This is a genomic window from Breoghania sp. (assembly GCF_963674635.1).
Lineage (GTDB): Bacteria > Pseudomonadota > Alphaproteobacteria > Rhizobiales > Stappiaceae > Breoghania.
The window spans coordinates 3,723,761-3,740,154 of sequence record NZ_OY771475.1 but is presented as its reverse complement, the minus strand read 5'-3'; the positions used below and the strand labels follow the sequence as shown (position 1 = coordinate 3,740,154).

At 62.7% G+C, this 16,394-nt stretch carries 16 protein-coding genes; 6 read left to right on the top strand and 10 right to left on the bottom strand.

From position 1 onward, the window contains the following. Positions 1–9 precede the first annotated feature (9 nt). Positions 10–1,929 carry an alpha/beta fold hydrolase gene (locus tag ABGM93_RS16280; protein WP_321501257.1) on the bottom strand — a complete coding sequence of 640 codons (1,920 nt, stop codon included), beginning with the start codon at positions 1,927–1,929 and terminating at the stop codon, positions 10–12. A gap of 406 nt (positions 1,930–2,335) precedes the next feature. On the opposite strand from ABGM93_RS16280, the gene ABGM93_RS16275 reads away from it, so the two are divergent. Further along, positions 2,336–2,788, top strand: a complete 453-nt coding sequence (locus ABGM93_RS16275) for a phasin family protein (RefSeq protein ID WP_321501256.1) — start codon at positions 2,336–2,338, stop codon at positions 2,786–2,788. A 55-nt stretch (positions 2,789–2,843) separates the two neighbouring features. Here ABGM93_RS16275 and ABGM93_RS16270 read toward each other — a convergent pair whose 3' ends face one another. The 4 genes from ABGM93_RS16270 to ABGM93_RS16255 form a co-directional block, all read right to left on the bottom strand. Continuing rightward, positions 2,844–3,326, bottom strand: coding sequence for a DUF1178 family protein (locus ABGM93_RS16270; protein WP_321501254.1), 483 nt, complete (start codon positions 3,324–3,326; stop codon positions 2,844–2,846). Continuing rightward, positions 3,323–4,180: a carbon-nitrogen hydrolase family protein gene (locus tag ABGM93_RS16265; protein WP_321501252.1), complete on the bottom strand. Its 858-nt coding sequence runs from the start codon at positions 4,178–4,180 to the stop codon at positions 3,323–3,325. The genes ABGM93_RS16270 and ABGM93_RS16265 overlap by 4 nt, the downstream gene beginning before the upstream one ends. Positions 4,181–4,333: 153 nt before the next feature. Further along, positions 4,334–4,588, bottom strand: a complete 255-nt coding sequence (gene grxC / locus ABGM93_RS16260) for a glutaredoxin 3 (protein WP_321501250.1) — start codon at positions 4,586–4,588, stop codon at positions 4,334–4,336. 61 nt (positions 4,589–4,649) lie between these two features. Continuing rightward, positions 4,650–5,450 carry a ComF family protein gene (locus tag ABGM93_RS16255; RefSeq protein WP_321501248.1) on the bottom strand — a complete coding sequence of 267 codons (801 nt, stop codon included), beginning with the start codon at positions 5,448–5,450 and terminating at the stop codon, positions 4,650–4,652. A 101-nt stretch (positions 5,451–5,551) separates the two neighbouring features. Here ABGM93_RS16255 and ABGM93_RS16250 point away from each other — a divergent pair, with 101 nt between their 5' ends. Beyond that, positions 5,552–6,448, top strand: coding sequence for a methyltransferase domain-containing protein (locus ABGM93_RS16250; RefSeq protein WP_321501246.1), 897 nt, complete (start codon positions 5,552–5,554; stop codon positions 6,446–6,448). A gap of 83 nt (positions 6,449–6,531) precedes the next feature. Here the strand turns inward: ABGM93_RS16250 and ABGM93_RS16245 are convergent, their stop codons facing one another. From ABGM93_RS16245 to argJ, 4 genes are all read right to left on the bottom strand, one after another. Next, a complete protein-coding gene (locus ABGM93_RS16245; RefSeq protein ID WP_319774288.1) occupies positions 6,532–6,744 on the bottom strand; it encodes a Flp family type IVb pilin in 213 nt (70 codons plus the stop codon). Positions 6,745–6,780: 36 nt separating this feature from the next. After that, positions 6,781–7,182: an 8-oxo-dGTP diphosphatase MutT gene (mutT, locus tag ABGM93_RS16240; protein WP_321505969.1), complete on the bottom strand. Its 402-nt coding sequence runs from the start codon at positions 7,180–7,182 to the stop codon at positions 6,781–6,783. An 84-nt stretch (positions 7,183–7,266) separates the two neighbouring features. Beyond that, positions 7,267–8,097, bottom strand: a complete 831-nt coding sequence (locus tag ABGM93_RS16235) for a GNAT family N-acetyltransferase (RefSeq protein ID WP_321501244.1) — start codon at positions 8,095–8,097, stop codon at positions 7,267–7,269. Continuing rightward, entirely contained in the window at positions 8,078–9,319 is a 1,242-nt protein-coding gene (argJ, locus tag ABGM93_RS16230) for a bifunctional glutamate N-acetyltransferase/amino-acid acetyltransferase ArgJ (RefSeq protein ID WP_321501242.1), read from the bottom strand. Before argJ ends, ABGM93_RS16235 begins: the two co-directional genes overlap by 20 nt. A gap of 635 nt (positions 9,320–9,954) precedes the next feature. Between argJ and ABGM93_RS16225 the strand changes: the two genes are divergently transcribed. Further along, positions 9,955–10,560 carry a TetR/AcrR family transcriptional regulator gene (locus ABGM93_RS16225; RefSeq protein ID WP_321501240.1) on the top strand — a complete coding sequence of 202 codons (606 nt, stop codon included), beginning with the start codon at positions 9,955–9,957 and terminating at the stop codon, positions 10,558–10,560. Positions 10,561–10,650: 90 nt separating this feature from the next. Here the strand turns inward: ABGM93_RS16225 and ABGM93_RS16220 are convergent, their stop codons facing one another. Continuing rightward, a complete protein-coding gene (locus tag ABGM93_RS16220; protein ID WP_321501238.1) occupies positions 10,651–11,529 on the bottom strand; it encodes a peptidylprolyl isomerase in 879 nt (292 codons plus the stop codon). A gap of 270 nt (positions 11,530–11,799) precedes the next feature. Here ABGM93_RS16220 and secA point away from each other — a divergent pair, with 270 nt between their 5' ends. From secA to ABGM93_RS16205, 3 genes are all read left to right on the top strand, one after another. Further along, on the top strand, positions 11,800–14,583 hold the full coding sequence (gene secA / locus ABGM93_RS16215; protein WP_321333935.1) for a preprotein translocase subunit SecA: 2,784 nt from the start codon (positions 11,800–11,802) through the stop codon (positions 14,581–14,583). A 183-nt stretch (positions 14,584–14,766) separates the two neighbouring features. Continuing rightward, the gene (locus ABGM93_RS16210) at positions 14,767–15,837 is read left to right on the top strand and encodes a glycosyltransferase family 2 protein (RefSeq protein WP_321501236.1); all 1,071 of its coding nucleotides are present in this window, start codon (positions 14,767–14,769) and stop codon (positions 15,835–15,837) included. Further along, positions 15,830–16,306: a GtrA family protein gene (locus tag ABGM93_RS16205; RefSeq protein WP_321501233.1), complete on the top strand. Its 477-nt coding sequence runs from the start codon at positions 15,830–15,832 to the stop codon at positions 16,304–16,306. Before ABGM93_RS16210 ends, ABGM93_RS16205 begins: the two co-directional genes overlap by 8 nt. Positions 16,307–16,394 lie beyond the last annotated feature (88 nt).

The window sequence follows — 16,394 nt, the reverse complement described above, 5'->3', positions numbered from 1 at the left end:
CACACCGCCTCACGCCTTCAGCACATAGTCTCCCGGCGCATCCATGATCGGCGCATAGCCTGCCTTCGGTGCCCCCATGGAGGGCGGGGTCGTCGCGCCCTGGGAATGCGCCTTCAGCCAGTCGGACCAGGCAATCCACCAAGACCCCTCGTGATCCACGGCCCTCTCCAGCCAGCCTTCGGGATCGTGGAACCCGTTGTGCCCGTCCTGTGCGAGCATCCGGTAATGCCGGTGCTTGTGGCCGGGTTCGGACACGATGCCCGCATTGTGACCGCCATTGGCGAGAATGAAGGTGACCGGCGTGTCCGCCAGATAGGTGATCTTGTGCACCGAACGCCAGGGCGCGACATGATCGCTTTCGGTCCCCACGGCAAAGATCGGCACCTTGATTTCCTCCGGCGCGACCGGTTCTCCCTCCACCTTGTAGAGACCCTTGGCAAACTCGTTTTGGAGGAAGAGCTGGCGCAGATACTGCGAATGCATGAGATATGGCATCCGCGTGGCATCCGCGTTCCAGGCCAGCAGATCGAAGACAGGCGCACGCTCGCCCAGCATGTAATTGTGCACGTTGCGCGACCAGATCAGATCATGGGACCGCAGAAGCTGGAAGGCCCCCGCCATCTGCGTGGAATCCAGATATCCCTGCTCCCACATCATGTCTTCCAGATAGGACACCTGGCTTTCATCGATGAAAAGCGTCAGCTCGCCCGCTTCGGTGAAATCGGTCTGCGCGGCGAACAGGCTGACGGTGGCAAGCCGGTCATCCCCGAAACGCCCCATGGCGGCCGCCGCGATGGCGAGAAGCGTCCCCCCCAGACAGTAGCCGGCGGTATGGATCTTTTCTCCCGGCACAATCGCCGAGACCGCATCGAGCGCCGCCATCACGCCGAGCCGGCGATAATCATCGAGCGAGACGTCGCGATCTTCCTCGCCAGGGTTCTTCCACGAGATCATGAAGACCGTGTGCCCTTGCGAAACGAGGTAGCGCACCAGCGAGTTCGTCTGCGACAGATCGAGAATGTAATATTTCATGATCCAGGCGGGCACGATCAGCAGCGGCTCGCGCTGCACGGTCTCGGTGGTCGGTGTGTACTGGATCAGTTCGATAAGGGAGTTGCGAAAAACGACCTTGCCCGGCGTGACCGCCAGGTTTTCGCCGACCTTGAACGCCTCCGCTCCGACCGGCGGCTTCTCGTTGGCAATCCGCTTCATGTCTTCCATAAAGTTCTGGAAGCCGCGCAAGAGGTTCATGCCTCCCTCTTGGCGCGTTCGCGCAAGCACTTCCGGATTGGTGAGAGGATTGTTGGAGGGCGAGAAGACATCGAGCATCTGCCGGGTCATGAAATCGATCAGGCGCTCATGATGCGGCGAGACCCCGCGCACCCCCGTGACCGCCTCGTGCCAGAGGCTCTGGTTGATCAGGAACCCCTGATGCAGGATGTTGAAGGGAAAGGTCTGCCAGGCCGGATCGGTAAAGCGATGATCCTGCGGCAGGGGCGCGATGCAGGGCTCCGGCTGCCCCCCGGCCAGACAGGCGGCCAGATATTTCGAAAAGTCCACGCCCTCATGCCAGGCCTTGTTGCCAAGGCGCATCTGGTGCCCCGGGGTCGAGATCAGATGGGTCAGCCAGTCGGTATAGGCCAGCGCCAACGCGCTCGGCGAAAGCCCGCCGGTGAGATGCGCGAGCGTCGAGCGCGCCGCACGGTCCATGAATTCCGACAAGGCATGCGCCGATTGGGAGGGATCGGCGGCATGAGCCGCTTCACTGGCGAGCGCGCGCGGCCCCTCCTCTATCGGCCCCGCTTCCTCTGTGCGGATAATGTCATCGACCGCACCCAAACGGCCCGCCGGTGCCTTGGACGCGGCCGCTTTGGTTGACGCGGCCCGGTGCGAACCGCTTGCACGGTTGGAACGGAATGCCTTGGTCATTTTCGGGGATCGCATAGGCGGCTCGCTTTGTTTGCACCCGCGCCGAGCGTGGGCTTGAAGAACTGTATCGGGGCCCGCATCGGCGCGGGCTTGAGGGTCTGGGCTCAAGGCGAAGCGGCGGCCACCGGGACAGGTTCCAGACGGAATGCCCCTGCCACAGGCGCCCGTCGATGGGAGGCGGCACGACGTCAGCCGGACCAAACGTGCCTTCCGCAGAGGAAGTCCTCAAGCCGAAAAAGCAGGCACAGAATAGACCTGCGACATTGCACCGCACTGGTTTATTTGCACCTGCACAAAATTCGCTATCGCGCCGAAACTTTACCTAACGTAAGATACGCATGGCTGGGAGAGCCGCTGGCGGGATGTCTTACCGCCCCCGGCGGGTTGGAACAAAGGGAGAAGCGACATGCCGCGTCAGACAAAAGCGCCTGCCAAGGACCCCTCTGTCATCGCATTCCCGTGGCTCGATCCTGAATGGATGGAGAAGGCGGATTTTTTCGGCAGCCGGATCTTCGACCAGATCAGCAAGGCTCAAGTTGAGTTGCTCGACAAGAGCGAAACCCTTTTCGAAGACCATTTGAGTTTCATTCGAGGCCGACTGCACTCCGATTTCGAATGCGCCAAATCCCTGTCGGAAGCCCGCGATCCTGTCGAGGTCTTTCATGTGATGAGTGCGTTCTGGGAAAAGACCGTCGCCGACTACAATGCCTGTGCGGAAACCAACGGCGACAAACTACGCGAGATCATGGCGCAGTGTTGCGAGAACGGAATGCAGATCGCGGAGACGTCCGGCGAAGCGGCCAGCAGCGCCGAAGTTGCGCTCGACAAGGTGATGAAACCGCCGGCAAAGGCGGATTGACCGGAGCAGGTTCCGACGCAGGCTCGGGCCGGAACGGGCCAGTTTTCGTGCGCCGTCAGTTCTTTTCTTCGGGCAGAACCGGCAGGGGAAGGATCTCGATTCCTTCCTCCACGAGATCGCGCGCATCTTCCGGCGATGCCTCGCCATAGATGGAGCGCTGTTCGATCTCGCCATAGTGCATTGCGCGTGCTTCGGTCGCGAAACGGCTGCCGACATTGTCGGCGCTTTCCGTGATGAGCTTGCGAAGCTTGCGCATTGTATCCACGATCTGGGCCTGTTGCGGATTGGGCATGGCCATGACCGGAACGGCCGGTTCGCGCGGTGTGACTGAGGCGTCCTCGACCGCAGCCTCCACCGTGCGCGGCTCATCGCGCGTGCCGGAAACGGCAGGGGCCATCAGGGCCTTCGAAACCTCGCCCCCGCCACATACGGGGCAGGTCAGACGACCATCGCGCGCCTGGGCGTCGAAATCCCCGGCATTGCGGAACCAGCCCTCGAATTCATGCCCCTCGGCACATTGAAGCGAATAATGGATCATGACAGGGGTTCCGTCTGTGCTGACGCGACAGTCTCGAAGGTGAAGGCACGTTCATTGGCGATTGCCGGAATGCGGGCGCGCGCCTTCTCGACCTCGCCCGGATCTATCTCGGCCAATATGAAGCCCGGCTCATCGTGATCGGCTTCGGCAATGACCTCGCCCCACGGCGCAACGATCAGCGAATGGCCAAAGGTCTCGCGCCCGTCCTCGTGCCGCCCGCCCTGCGCCGCGGCAATGACGTAGGCGCCGTTTTCAATAGCGCGGGAACGCAGCAGCACATGCCAGTGGGCCTGTCCCGTCTGCCGGGTGAAGGCGGCGGGCACCGTCAGCACCTGCGCGCCGGCCTTGGCCTGACCGCGGAATATCTGCGGAAAGCGGACATCGTAACAGATCGCCATGCCGAGCTTTGCCCAGGGAAGATCGACAACCGGGCTGATCTCACCGGGCTGATAGGTGCGCGACTCCCGCCAGCTCTCGCCGTTGTCGAGATCCACGTCGAACATGTGGATCTTGTCGTAGCGCGCCGTGATCCCGCCTTTCGGCGTGATCAGGTATCCGCGATTGGCGACGGTTTCCTCGCCAAGACGGATCGCCAGAGACCCGATATGCAGCCAGATACCAAGTTCGCGCGCCAGCGCTCGAAGGCGCTTGAGCGCAGGATCATCGGCCTCACAGGCGATCTTGGTGAAAAGCGCCGCCCGGTCGCGTTCCAGAAGGTTCGTCATTTCCGGCGTCAGCGCATAGGACGCCCCCGCACCCGCCGCCGCGCGCACAAGCCTTTCTGCCGTCGCGATATTCGCTTCGACATCGCGACCGGATCGCATCTGGATGCAAGCCGCCTTGAACGCAGTCATCGAAATCCCTCCAGGCTGTCCTTCGCGCGTCGCCTGAACGCAAGCGCCGGACCGCACAAGGCAGTCTAGCGGCGAAGTCTTAAACCTTCCAATTCCTGCCCGTCCGCCAAGCCCGCACGGGGCCCGCCAACCATGGCCGGGATCGGCGGTTTATCAGGCCGCGAGCAGCGCGTCGAGCTTGCCGGCCTGCTCCAGGGCATGCAGCTCGTCACAGCCCCCCACATGCGTGTCACCAATGAAAATCTGCGGGAAGGTGAAGCGCCCGCTGCGGTTGATCATTTCCGCGCGCCGCTCGGGTTCCACCGTCGCATCGAATTCCTGATAGGTGACGCCCTTGGCGTCGAGCAGGCGCTTGGCGGCCGTGCAATAGCCACACATCTGGCGAGTGTAGATCACGATACTGGGCATTCGAGGTCCATCCGAAACAAAGAGCATCCAGCCAGCGCGACCGGATCCGGGATCAGGCGACTTATATTGTCAGGGACGCGGGAGAAACAACCCGGGCGAAAGTGAGGATGTCGACATGACTGGCTCCACCGCGCAGCAGAGCGCGTGTGCACGCCTTTACTGTCGCCCCCGTCGTGTAGACGTCATCGACAAGCAAGACCCGCCGCTTCGCGATGACATGCTGCGCCTGAGGCTCCACCGCAAAGGCCCCGCGCACGTTGCTCTGACGGCTCTTGCGCTCAAGCCCAACCTGGCGCCTCGTCGCCCGGATGCGCAAGAGCGCGCGGAGTTCCGCCGGTTTTCCACTCGCCGCAGCAATGGAATTCGCAAGAACGGCAGCCTGGTTGAACCTGCGTTGCCACAGCCGCCTGCGATGCAGCGGCACCGGAACGATCACATCCGCATCACGCACGAGTTCGGCACCGGCGCGCACCATCCACCGCGCCATCGCGGCACCGAGTTCAAGACGGTCGCGATATTTGAAGCCATGAACAAGTTCCCGTGAAACCTCGTCATGCAAACAGACCGCACGCGCACGGTCGAAGGGGGGCGGGTCGGCGATCGCCTCCGCGCTCAGGGCGTCTTCGCCAAGATCGTAGGCGAGCGGTGTGCCGAGCCGCGCGCAATAGGGCCGCTCGATCCAGGAAAGGCGCGACCAGCAGGTCATGCACAGACCCGGCGCGGCGTTCAGCGGCGCCTCGCACACGAAACAGACAGGCGGCAGCACAAAATCGACAAGCCCGCGCACAAGCGCGCGCATTGCCCGCCCACCGACAAGGTTCCGCCCCGGCCCGTCGCCGCTCTCGTTTGTGGTCTCGCTCAATCCCCCTCCGCGCAAGCCATACCTTCAGGACCGCTCCTCCGCTTTGACGCAAAGTCCTTTCCGCGCGATAAGCAGCCTATCATGATCCGCGAGCCGTGCCGATGTATGCGCCTTTCGACCGCCATCTCCTGACCCTCCACCGCTCCCGCGCGCTTGCAAGGCGAACGCAGGGCGCCGATTTCCTGTTGCGTCTTGTCGCCGAGGATATCGCCGACCGGCTCGCGGTAACCACACACAGCTTTGCGTTGGGCCTCGATCTCGGCGGCCATAGCGGGCTCGTCCATGCCGCCCTGCGCGCATCGGGACGGGTGGAACGCGCCCTGCGCGCAGATCTCTTCATGCCCGATCCGGATATAGAAGCCCCGGATCTGGTGATCGACGACGCGATCCTGCCCTTCGCCAATGCTTCGCTCGATCTTGTGGTCAGCGCGCTCAGCCTGCATTGGGTGAACGATCTGCCCGGCACCCTGATCCAGATCCGTCGCGCGCTCAAGCCGGACGGACTGTTCCTGGGAGCCCTTGCAGGCGGCGACACGCTTTGGGAGTTGCGCGATGCGCTGCTGTCAGCGGAAGCGGAGCTGACGGGCGGCGCGAGCCCCCGCGTTTCCCCCTTTGCCGACACCCGCGAGATGGGCGGCCTGCTGCAACGGGCAGGCTTCGCCCTGCCCGTTGCCGATCAGGACCGCCTGACGGTTCGCTACGATACGATGTTCGACCTGATGCGCGACCTGAGAGCCATGGGCGCGACGGCCGCCCTTTCCGAAAGGGGCGCGCCTGCGACCCGAACCCTGTTCATGCGGGCGGCCGAAATCTACGCCGAACGCCACAGCGATGAAGACGGGCGGATCCGTGCCACGTTCCAGATCCTGTCGGTCTCCGGCTGGGCGCCGCATGAAAGCCAGCAAAAGCCGCTTCGCCCCGGCTCCGCCAGACAGAGCCTCGCCGAAGCTCTCGGCACCTCGGAGCTTCCCACAGGCGACAAGCCTACGCGGGGCTGAGCCACAAAACCCGGCCACGAAAAAACCGGCGTCCCTTTGGGAAGCGCCGGTTTTTTTGAAACGCGTCAGATGACGTGCGGGGTTCAGTTGCCCCCGGCCAAACCGACAGCCACCGGTTCATAGAAATCGTCGCGCAAGGACGTTCCCAGCGCGGTCAGCGACCCGATGATCGCCAGAACGATGATGCTGGCGATCAGGCTGTATTCGATCGCCGTTGATCCGCGCTCGTCTGAAAGAAAGGCGCTGAACACGCGACGGATGCGGAACATGCCGTTCTTGGCAGGGCTGAGGCTCATGGTCTGCACTTTCTTGCGGGCCCTCCCGCACCGCCCCTACAAGAGGTCGATCAAGTGCGGAATAAGCGGTTCGTCTGCTGGGGGCATCGGATAATCTCGCAAGGCCTTCGGACGCACCCATTTGAGTGCCTGCCCCTCCCGGCCCTGGACAAATCCCTGCCAACGTCTGCAAACGTAAAGTGGCATGAGGAGGTGAAAATCGTCGTAAGCGTGGCTCGCGAAGGTGAGCGGGGCGAGGCACTCTTTCTTAACCGTGATCGCGAGCTCTTCGCTGAGTTCGCGGATCAGGGAATCTTCCGGACGCTCGCCCGGCTCGACCTTTCCGCCGGGAAATTCCCACATTCCTGCGAGCGCCTTTCCCTCGGGACGCTGGGCAATGAGGATGCGCCCGTCCTCATCGATAAGAGCGCAGGCGACGACGAGCAGAAGATTGGGCATCGGGGCATGTTCCATGGTGAGACGGAGCCGGAAGAGGCGATTAACGATAAACGAGCGAATTGCCATGAATGCCGAAGCATTCCCTTAACCCGCGCCCGGCGGACGGCAGTAATGGTATTGATAGGCGGGCTTGAAACCGAAATCCGCATAAAGGCCGCGGGCCGGCATGTTGTCGGCAACAACCTGAAGCCAGGCCGTCCTGGCGCCCGACTGCGCGCCATGGGCAAGGGCCGCACGCACCAACCGGCCCGCAAGGCCCTTTCGCCGATGCGCGGGAGCCGTTGCGACATCGAAAATCCCGATCAGATCCCCGTCGCAGACCCCCAGAAGCACCGCCATGGCCTCACCGTTTTCAGAGCGGATGGAGAGCGCCAGCAGGTCCGCTGGCACACGTTCCAATGAAGCGCGCAGCGCCGCAAGCGCCCGTTCGCCCACCTTGTCGGCCCCTGTTCCGCCGACGGCGGCAAAATCGGCAAGCCATTGAACAAGCGGCAGGCGCACGATGTCTTCCCCCGCCTCATCGGCGCTCGCCACATCTGCAATGTCTTGCGGAACCGGCGCCGACCAGACCTCGGTCAGCGCATAACGTTGCCAGCCCTGGGCATCGATGAGCGCATCGATGCTTTCAGGGACAAGCGGCGTCCAGCGCAGGTGCATGTCGATGCCCGCTTCGGCGAAGCGGCCCACCGCACATGCCAGGCGACGCTGCGCATCTTGATCGTCACCGGGGTCGTAGATATTGAGGGAATTGACCCGGCGCGCGGGGTTGCCCGGCGAAAGCCGGGTCAGCCACGCGCCGTCGAAATGCAGCATCTCGCTCGGAAAGGCCGTGAGATTGGCCTGCTCCAGCGCAAACACCTCGTCCAGATTGTCGGGCCGGACGAGACGCATCGCCTCAGCTTCTGTAGTCGCCATTGATCTCGACATAGGCCTTGGTGAGATCGCAGGTCCAGACCGTTGCCGCGCCATTGGCCAGGCCAATATCGGCGCGGATGACGATCTTGTCCTTCTTCATGACGGCGGACGCCGCCTCCTCGCTGTAGGCCGCATCGCGCTCGCCCTCGACCGCAACGCGCACATCGCCGAACCAGATCGCCAGACGGTCGCGATCGGCGGGCTCCCCGGCCTTGCCGACCGCCATCACCACACGCCCCCAATTGGCGTCCTCGCCCGCAATCGCGGTCTTCACCAACGGCGAGTTGGCGATCGAAAGCGCGATCTTCTTGGCCGAGGCATCGGTCTCGGCCCCTGTCACGTTCACTTCCACGAACTTGCGTGCGCCCTCACCGTCGCGCACCACCTGATGCGCAAGGTCGAGCAGGATCTCGTTGAAGGCGGCGCGGAATTCATCGAGCCGTGCATCCTCCGCCGTCAGGATCTTGGGCGCACGACCGCCTGCCGCCTTGCCGGTGGAGAAGGCCAGGACCGTATCTGAGGTGGAGGTATCGCTGTCCACGGTCACCGCGTTGAACGACCCGCCAACGCCGTCGCGCAGAAGCGCCTGAAGCACGGGGGCTGCGATGGGGGCATCGGTCACGATGAAGGAGAGCATCGTCGCCATGTCCGGCGCGATCATGCCCGCCCCCTTGGCGATGCCATTGATGGTGACGGGCATGCCACCGAGATCCACCGTGCGGGTGGCCACCTTGGGATAGGTGTCGGTGGTCATGATCGCCTTGGCCGGCTCGATCCACGGACCGGGCGCGGCGCGCGCGATCAGGTCGTCGATCACCGGGGCGAAGCGTTCGGCGGGAAGCGGTTCGCCGATCACACCGGTGGACGCGAGGAAAATCTCGCTCGGCGCATAGCCCGCCGCCTTGGCGACGATCTCGGCGGAAAGCTCCACCGCGGCCTGCCCCTTTTTGCCGGTGAAGGCATTGGCATTGCCGGAATTCACCATCAGCGCGCGCGCCACTCCACCGGACAGGTTTGCCCGGCACCAGTCGACAGGCGCAGACGGGCAGCGCGAGCGGGTGAAGACACCGGCCACCTGCGCGCCTTCGTCAAACAGCATCAGGAGCACATCCGTGCGCCCCTTGTATTTGATCCCGGCTTCGGCGGTCGCAAAACGCACCCCTTCGATTTCCGGCATTTCCGGATAGGACGCAGGCGCAAGCGGAGAAATGGCGGCGGACATGAAAACCTCGTTCAAAGCGGGGCGGGAAAGCCCCCGCTCCGTTTTAGCGGGGCGCGTTACGCGCGCAAGTCCCCTTCTTGTTTCCTTCAGCGCCTTTTCACTGCCCAGGGTGAAGAAAGGAGCCAAACCGCCGGTGAATGAAAGGAATGAGACCCCAAACCAGGATCACCACCATAATGGGAGCCAGAATTGCCGTGCGCTGCCACATGGCCCACCCCTCGGTAAGCGGGACGAGCGCATAAAGGAGAGCCGTGACCAGCGGATAGACGCATAGCAGAACGAGGAAGGTAAAGCGGCTACGGGAAAAAGCGGGTGTCGACATGGATCGGACCTTCTATACGTTACGGATCGTTCAGATCACGCGACTTAATAAAACGATCCGTTTCGTTTTGTCAAGCCGATCACGGGGCGCATCGCATGACAGGCGCGCCGGCATTCGCGCCGACATTCGCGAATGAAGGGCGGCGACATTCCGGACGGAAAAAGCCGAAACCGCAGGCTGACAAGGAACGGGAACACGGCGATGCCATTCACCGGACGATATGCTAGACCGGATGTCGATCTGCGCCGATCCTGTCGAAAGTCCTTCGCAAGGCGCCCCCGATTGCCGCACCAACACGATATCGACACGAGGAATGGACGAGCCGGAGATGTCGCAACAGATCAAGACGCGCCAGTCGGTTGGGGCAAAACGCAGTGAGGCCAGCGCTGAGGCCATCCGCAACGCGGCAACGGAGATTCTCGCCGAAAAGGGATATGCCGGCTTCTCCATCGAAGCGGTTGCCAGACGCGCCCGCGCGGGCAAGCCGACGATCTATCGCTGGTGGCCGAGCAAGGCCGCCCTTCTCCTGGATGTCTACCACCGCCAGAAACGTCCCATTGCCGACCACGACAGCGGCTCGATCGAAGAGGACGTCTTCAGGTTTCTGCGCGATCTGTTCCGCCATTGGCGCGAAACACCCTCCGGCAGCATTTTCCGCTCGGTGATCGCGGAAGCCCAGTCGAACGAAAGCGCCGCAGAGGCCTTGCGGACCTATCGCGACGAACGAATGGCCCATTCAGCGAAACTCATCGAACGCGCGAAGGCGCGCGGCGACGTGCGTGCAGACATCGATCCGCTCATCGCCGCCAACCTGATGACCAGCTATGCCTGGACGAGCCTTCTGACGGACAGCCTCGATTGCGACGAGGACACCTTGCGGCAAGTCACCAGACATCTGATCGGCCCGTGGAAGGCCTGAGCAAGGCGGCCTTGAACCCCTCACGCAAAAACGGCGAAGCCGGGCACAAGGCCCGGCTTCACGCATGTCTGTTCCATTTTCTCAGGCGGCTTATTGCGCCGACTTTTCGGCATCCGCGTTATCCGCATCAGCCTTCGCCGCATCGTCTTCCACGATGGTGATGTCGGCCTTCGCCTTCAGATCTTCCATCACCTTGTTGTAATGGCTGCGGATCGCTTCCACGCGCAGCTGGTTCTTGACCGCCTCAAAGCTCGGCGCAGGCTGGCTGCGCACTTCCTCCACCTTGATCACGTGCCAGCCGAAATCCGTTTTGACAGGCTCCTTGGAATAGGTGCCCGGCTCCATCGCGAAAGCGGCTTCGGCGAAGGGCGCAACCATCCGCTCCTTGGTGAAGAAACCGAGATCGCCGCCCTGGGGGCCGGACGGACCGGTCGACTTTTCTTTTGCCAGCTCCGCAAAATCCTTGCCGCCATCCAGCTCCTTGATGAGTTCCTTGGCTTCGTCCTCGGTCTTCACGAGAATGTGGCGGGCATGAACTTCCTTCGGGCCTTCGAAATCGCCGTACTTTTCGTCATAAAGCGCCTTGATCGCCGCCTCTTCGGGCTGCAACGACTTGTCATCGTTAAAATAGGAATCGCGTAACGTACGCAGGCGGACATATTCCAGCTGCTTCTGGACCTCCGGGTCCTTGTCGCGCCCTTCAGCCAGAGACGCCTCCGCCAGGACATGCATGTCGACCAGAACGCCGACCAGCAGGTTGCGGCGCACCGCCTCCGGCACCTGTGCCAGGTCCTGCGCATAATCCTGCGCCGCGATCGCGACATCCGCTTCGGTGATCTTCGTGCCGTTGACCGTGGCCACGACCTTGTCGCCGTCTTCGGCCGCGCTGAGCGGCGAGGCTGCGAAAAGCGCGATCAGACAACCGGCGATGAACGGACGCACAGCGACGGCCTTGGTGGAATGAAACATGTAAGCTTCCTGTCTGTGGGTGTAGGTTGCGGACCCGTGATGAAGTGGGCCATCGGCGCTGATGGGAGTTATGCCGACTGAGGCGGCGTTGACAAGCATTGTGCCCACTCTTATCTGTCGGTCGGCTCGGCTTTGTCCGTGCCCGTTAACCGTTTGGACCGCTCCGGCTCTGGCCTCCCGGCCGCCTTCGGTCCTGTCGAAACTGTATTGACGTCACGCCGCAGCCGCAGGCTTGCGACTTGGCCCGACTTTGCCAAAGGAAGGACCATCATGGTCGGCCTCGGTGCTATCGCCCGCAAGATCTTCGGTTCCGCGAACGACCGGAAGATAAAAACGTATCGCGGCAAGGTTGAGGCGATCAACGCGCTTGAGCCGGAAGTCGCAGCCCTTTCCGATGCGGAATTGCAGGCGCGAACCGCCGAGTTTCGCCAGCAACTGGCCGATGGGGCAAAGCTCGACGATCTTCTGGTTCCCGCCTTTGCGACCGTTCGCGAAGCCGCCAAACGCGTCCTGGGACAGCGCCATTTCGATGTGCAGCTGATCGGCGGCATGGTTCTTCACGACAGCGGCATCGCCGAAATGAAGACCGGTGAAGGCAAGACGCTTGTGGCCACGCTCGCCACCTACCTCAACGCGCTTGAGGGCAAGGGCGTCCACGTCGTCACCGTCAACGATTACCTCGCCAGCCGCGACGCCAACTGGATGGGCCGCGTCTACCGGTTCCTGGGCATGAGCGTCGGCGTGATCGTTCACGGCCTCGATGATCGCCAGCGTCACGCGGCCTATGCCTGCGACATCACCTACGGCACCAACAACGAATTCGGCTTCGACTATCTGCGCGACAACATGAAGTATGAGCGCGGATCGATGACCCAGCGCGGGCACCATTTCGCGATCGTCGACGAAGTGGATTCCATTCTCATCGACGAGGCGCGTACGCCTCTCATCATTTCCGGCCCGCTGGAAGACCGCTCCGATTTCTACAACACCGTCGACGCCTTCATCCCGCAGCTCACGGAAGCCGACTACGAGATCGACGAAAAGCAGCGCTCCGCCTCCTTCACCGAGGAAGGCAACGAAAAGCTGGAGCAGCTCCTTTCCGCTGCCGGGCTCTTGAAGGGCGACAGCCTCTATGACGTGGAGAACGTCTCCGTCGTCCACCACCTGCAGCAGGCGCTCAAGGCGCACAAGCTCTTCCAGCGCGACAAGGACTACATCGTTCGCAATGGCGAGGTCGTCATCATCGACGAGTTCACCGGCCGCATGATGCCGGGACGCCGCTATTCGGAAGGCCTGCATCAGGCGCTGGAGGCGAAGGAACACGTCGCAATCCAGCCGGAAAACCAGACCCTCGCCTCCGTCACGTTCCAGAACTATTTCCGCATGTACGACAAGCTTGCCGGCATGACGGGCACGGCGGCGACGGAAGCCGACGAATTCCTCGACATCTACAAGCTGGAAGTGGTCGAGATCCCGACCAACCTTCCCGTGCGCCGTATCGATGACGACGACGAGGTCTATCGCACCGCGCGTGAGAAATACGAAGCCATCGTGGAGCTGATCGGAGAGTGCAAGGATCGCGGCCAGCCGGTTCTGGTGGGCACCACCTCCATCGAGAAGTCGGAACTCATCGCCGACATTCTCAAGAAAAACGGTTACCGCCAGGCGGATGTGAGCGATCCCAATGCCTTCGCCGCGCTCTATGATGGCGATCAGGGCACCAAGAAGGAACGCGTCTTCGCCGTTCTGAACGCGCGCTACCACGAGCAGGAAGCCGCGATCATTACCCAGGCCGGTGTGCCGGGCGCCATCACCATCGCCACCAACATGGCCGGTCGCGGCACCGACATCCAGCTCGGCGGCAACCCCGATATTCGCGTCGAACAGGAACTGGGCGACATGGAAGCGGGCCCCGAGCGCGAGGCTCGCGAGGCGGAAATCCGCGCCGAAGTGGAAGCCCTCAAGCAGAAGGCGCTGGAGGCTGGCGGTCTTTACGTGGTCGCGACCGAGCGCCACGAAAGCCGCCGCATCGACAACCAGCTGCGCGGCCGTTCCGGTCGTCAGGGCGATCCGGGACACACCCGTTTCTTCCTGTCGCTGGAAGATGACCTGATGCGCATCTTCGGCTCCGACCGCATGGATTCCATGTTGCAGCGCCTGGGCCTGAAGGATGGCGAGGCGATCGTCCATCCCTGGATCAACAAGGCCCTTGAAAAGGCGCAGCAGAAGGTCGAGGCGCGCAACTTCGACATCCGCAAGAACATCCTGAAATACGATGACGTGATGAACGACCAGCGCAAGGTCGTCTTCGATCAGCGTGTGGAACTGATGGACGGGGCCGATCTGGCCGCCACCATCGCCGACATGCGCGAAGAGGTCATCGAGGACATCGTTTCGCGCCACATTCCCGAGAAAGCCTATCCCGAACAATGGGATACGGACGGCTTGCTCAACGAGGTGCGCAGCGTCCTGAACATGGACCTGCCGGTGCATGAATGGGCGCAGGAAGAAGGCATCGCCAACGAAGAGGTGTCCGAACGCCTCAAGCGCGCGGCGGCCGAGGTCATGGCGCGCAAGGTTGCGCAATATGGCCCGGACGTCATGCGCCAGATCGAAAAGGCCATCCTGCTGCAGACGCTCGACCAGCTGTGGCGTGAGCATCTGGCGACGCTGGATCATCTGCGCTCCGTTATCGGCTTCCGCGGCTATGCCCAGCGCGATCCGCTTCAGGAATACAAGACCGAAGCCTTCAGCCTGTTCGAGGCGATGCTCGGTCAGCTGCGCCAGATCGTGACAGCCCAGCTCCAGCGTGTCGAACTGGTCATGGACCAGCCGCCGGAAATGCCATCCGACGAAGACCTGCCGGAGATGCATGTCTCCCACGGCGATGACGCGCTGGGGGACGAGACGACCGCCGCCATCTCCATCGGCGCCCGCGCAGCCGCCGAGGATCGCGACCCCAATGATCCCTCCACATGGGGCAAGGTGGGCCGCAACGAGCTTTGCCCGTGTGGCTCCGGCAAGAAGTACAAGCACTGCCACGGCGCGCTTTGACGCGCCGTCCTTTCGCTGAAAATGCCTGACGAAAGATCTTTCATGCCGCCGCAGCCTTAGCGCTTCGGCGGCATGACCATTTCAGGCATCCGTGCTCGCATCGCAAACCTCCTGCCCGTGCGGCGACACAAGCCATGTGACAAGCAGGGCAATACGGTCTAAGCAACGCGGAACGCTCAACCGATGACCGGACTTCGCAAGGCCCCCATGCTGGACCCTTCCTCGACCCCGCAAGGCGTTTCTCCCTATGCCGCCCGGCGCAAGGCGGAACGGATCAGTGCGCCTTTTGTCAGCCTGATCGTTCCCGTCTTCAACGAGGAAGAGGTCATCGAGCAGTTCCTCGATGTTGTCGGTGACATTCTGGCCCGCGAAGGTCTCGCGCATGAATTCGTCTTCATTGACGATGGCAGCCGGGATCGCACCGCTGCAATCCTGAGCGGGAAGATCTCTGCCGGGCTTCCCGGCTGCCTGATCGGCCTTTCGCGCAATTTCGGCAAGGAGGCCGCCCTCACCGCCGGCCTCGACCATGCCAATGGCGACGTGGCGATCGTGCTCGACGCCGACCTTCAGGATCCGCCGGAGCTCATTCCGCAGATGATCGAGGGTTGGCGCGCCGGTTATGACGTCGTCTACGGTCTGCGCGTGGACCGCACCAGCGACAGCGCCGTCAAGCGCGGATCCGCCTCCGCCTTTTACCGCCTGTTCAACCGCCTTTCCAATATCGACCTTCCGGCCAATGCGGGCGACTTCCGCCTCATCGACCGTTGCGTGATCGAGGCGTTGCGCGACCTGCCTGAGCGCAACCGCTTCATGAAAGGTCTTTTCGCCTGGGTGGGCTTTTCTGCCATGGCGCTGCCCTATGAGCGCCCGGCGCGTGCGGCGGGCACGACCAAGTGGAATTACTGGAAACTGTGGAATTTCGCGCTCGACGGGCTCACCGGTTTTTCGACCCTGCCCTTGCGCGTCTGGTTCTACTGTGGCGCGGGCATTGCCACGCTCGCCTTTGCCTATGCGCTCTATCTGGTTCTGCGCACACTCGTTTTCGGCATCGACATGCCAGGCTACGCCTCCATCATGACGGCGATCCTGTTCTTCTCCGGCATCCAGCTCCTCTCCATCGGGATCGTCGGCGAATATGTCGCCCGCCTCTTCAACGAAACCAAGCAACGCCCGGTCTATCTCGTGCGCGACGTGATATCCGGCCCGAAGCACCCTGCCGAGAACACAGAGACCGAGGGAGCAGGCGATGCCTGATCCGGCGTGGCGCGGACGGGCGGCCGGAGAGATCCTGGCGGCCTCGCGCTTCGGCATTGTCGGGCTCGCGGCGACGGGCGTTCACGCCGGGGTGGCGCTGGCCCTTGCCATGCCCGGCATTCTGCCGCCCCTTCTCGCCAATACGATCGCGTTCCTGACCGCGTTCACGGTGTCCTTCGCAGGCCACCACTTCTGGTCGTTCCCGCAAGACAGCGACACAGGCAAACGCTGGCATGCGCGTCTGCCGCGCTTTTTCCTGATCGCGCTTGGCGGCTTTGCCATCAATTCCGGCGCGCTCGCAAGCTGGCTCACCTTCACCGATTGGCCTCAATCGGCAGGTATCGTGGTCTCGATAATCGTGGTGCCGATAGTGACCTTTCTCGGCTCAAGGCTATGGGCCTTTGCCGATACCCGCCCCGCGCACCGTGTGCCCAAACGCCGAATTCCAGACGCACCTGATGAAAACTGACCATCACAACTGCGTGTAACTGCGCTTGATCTCCTCCTTCGTCTGACCAATCTTTAGCGAACCATTTCCACACGCCGATACTTGGACC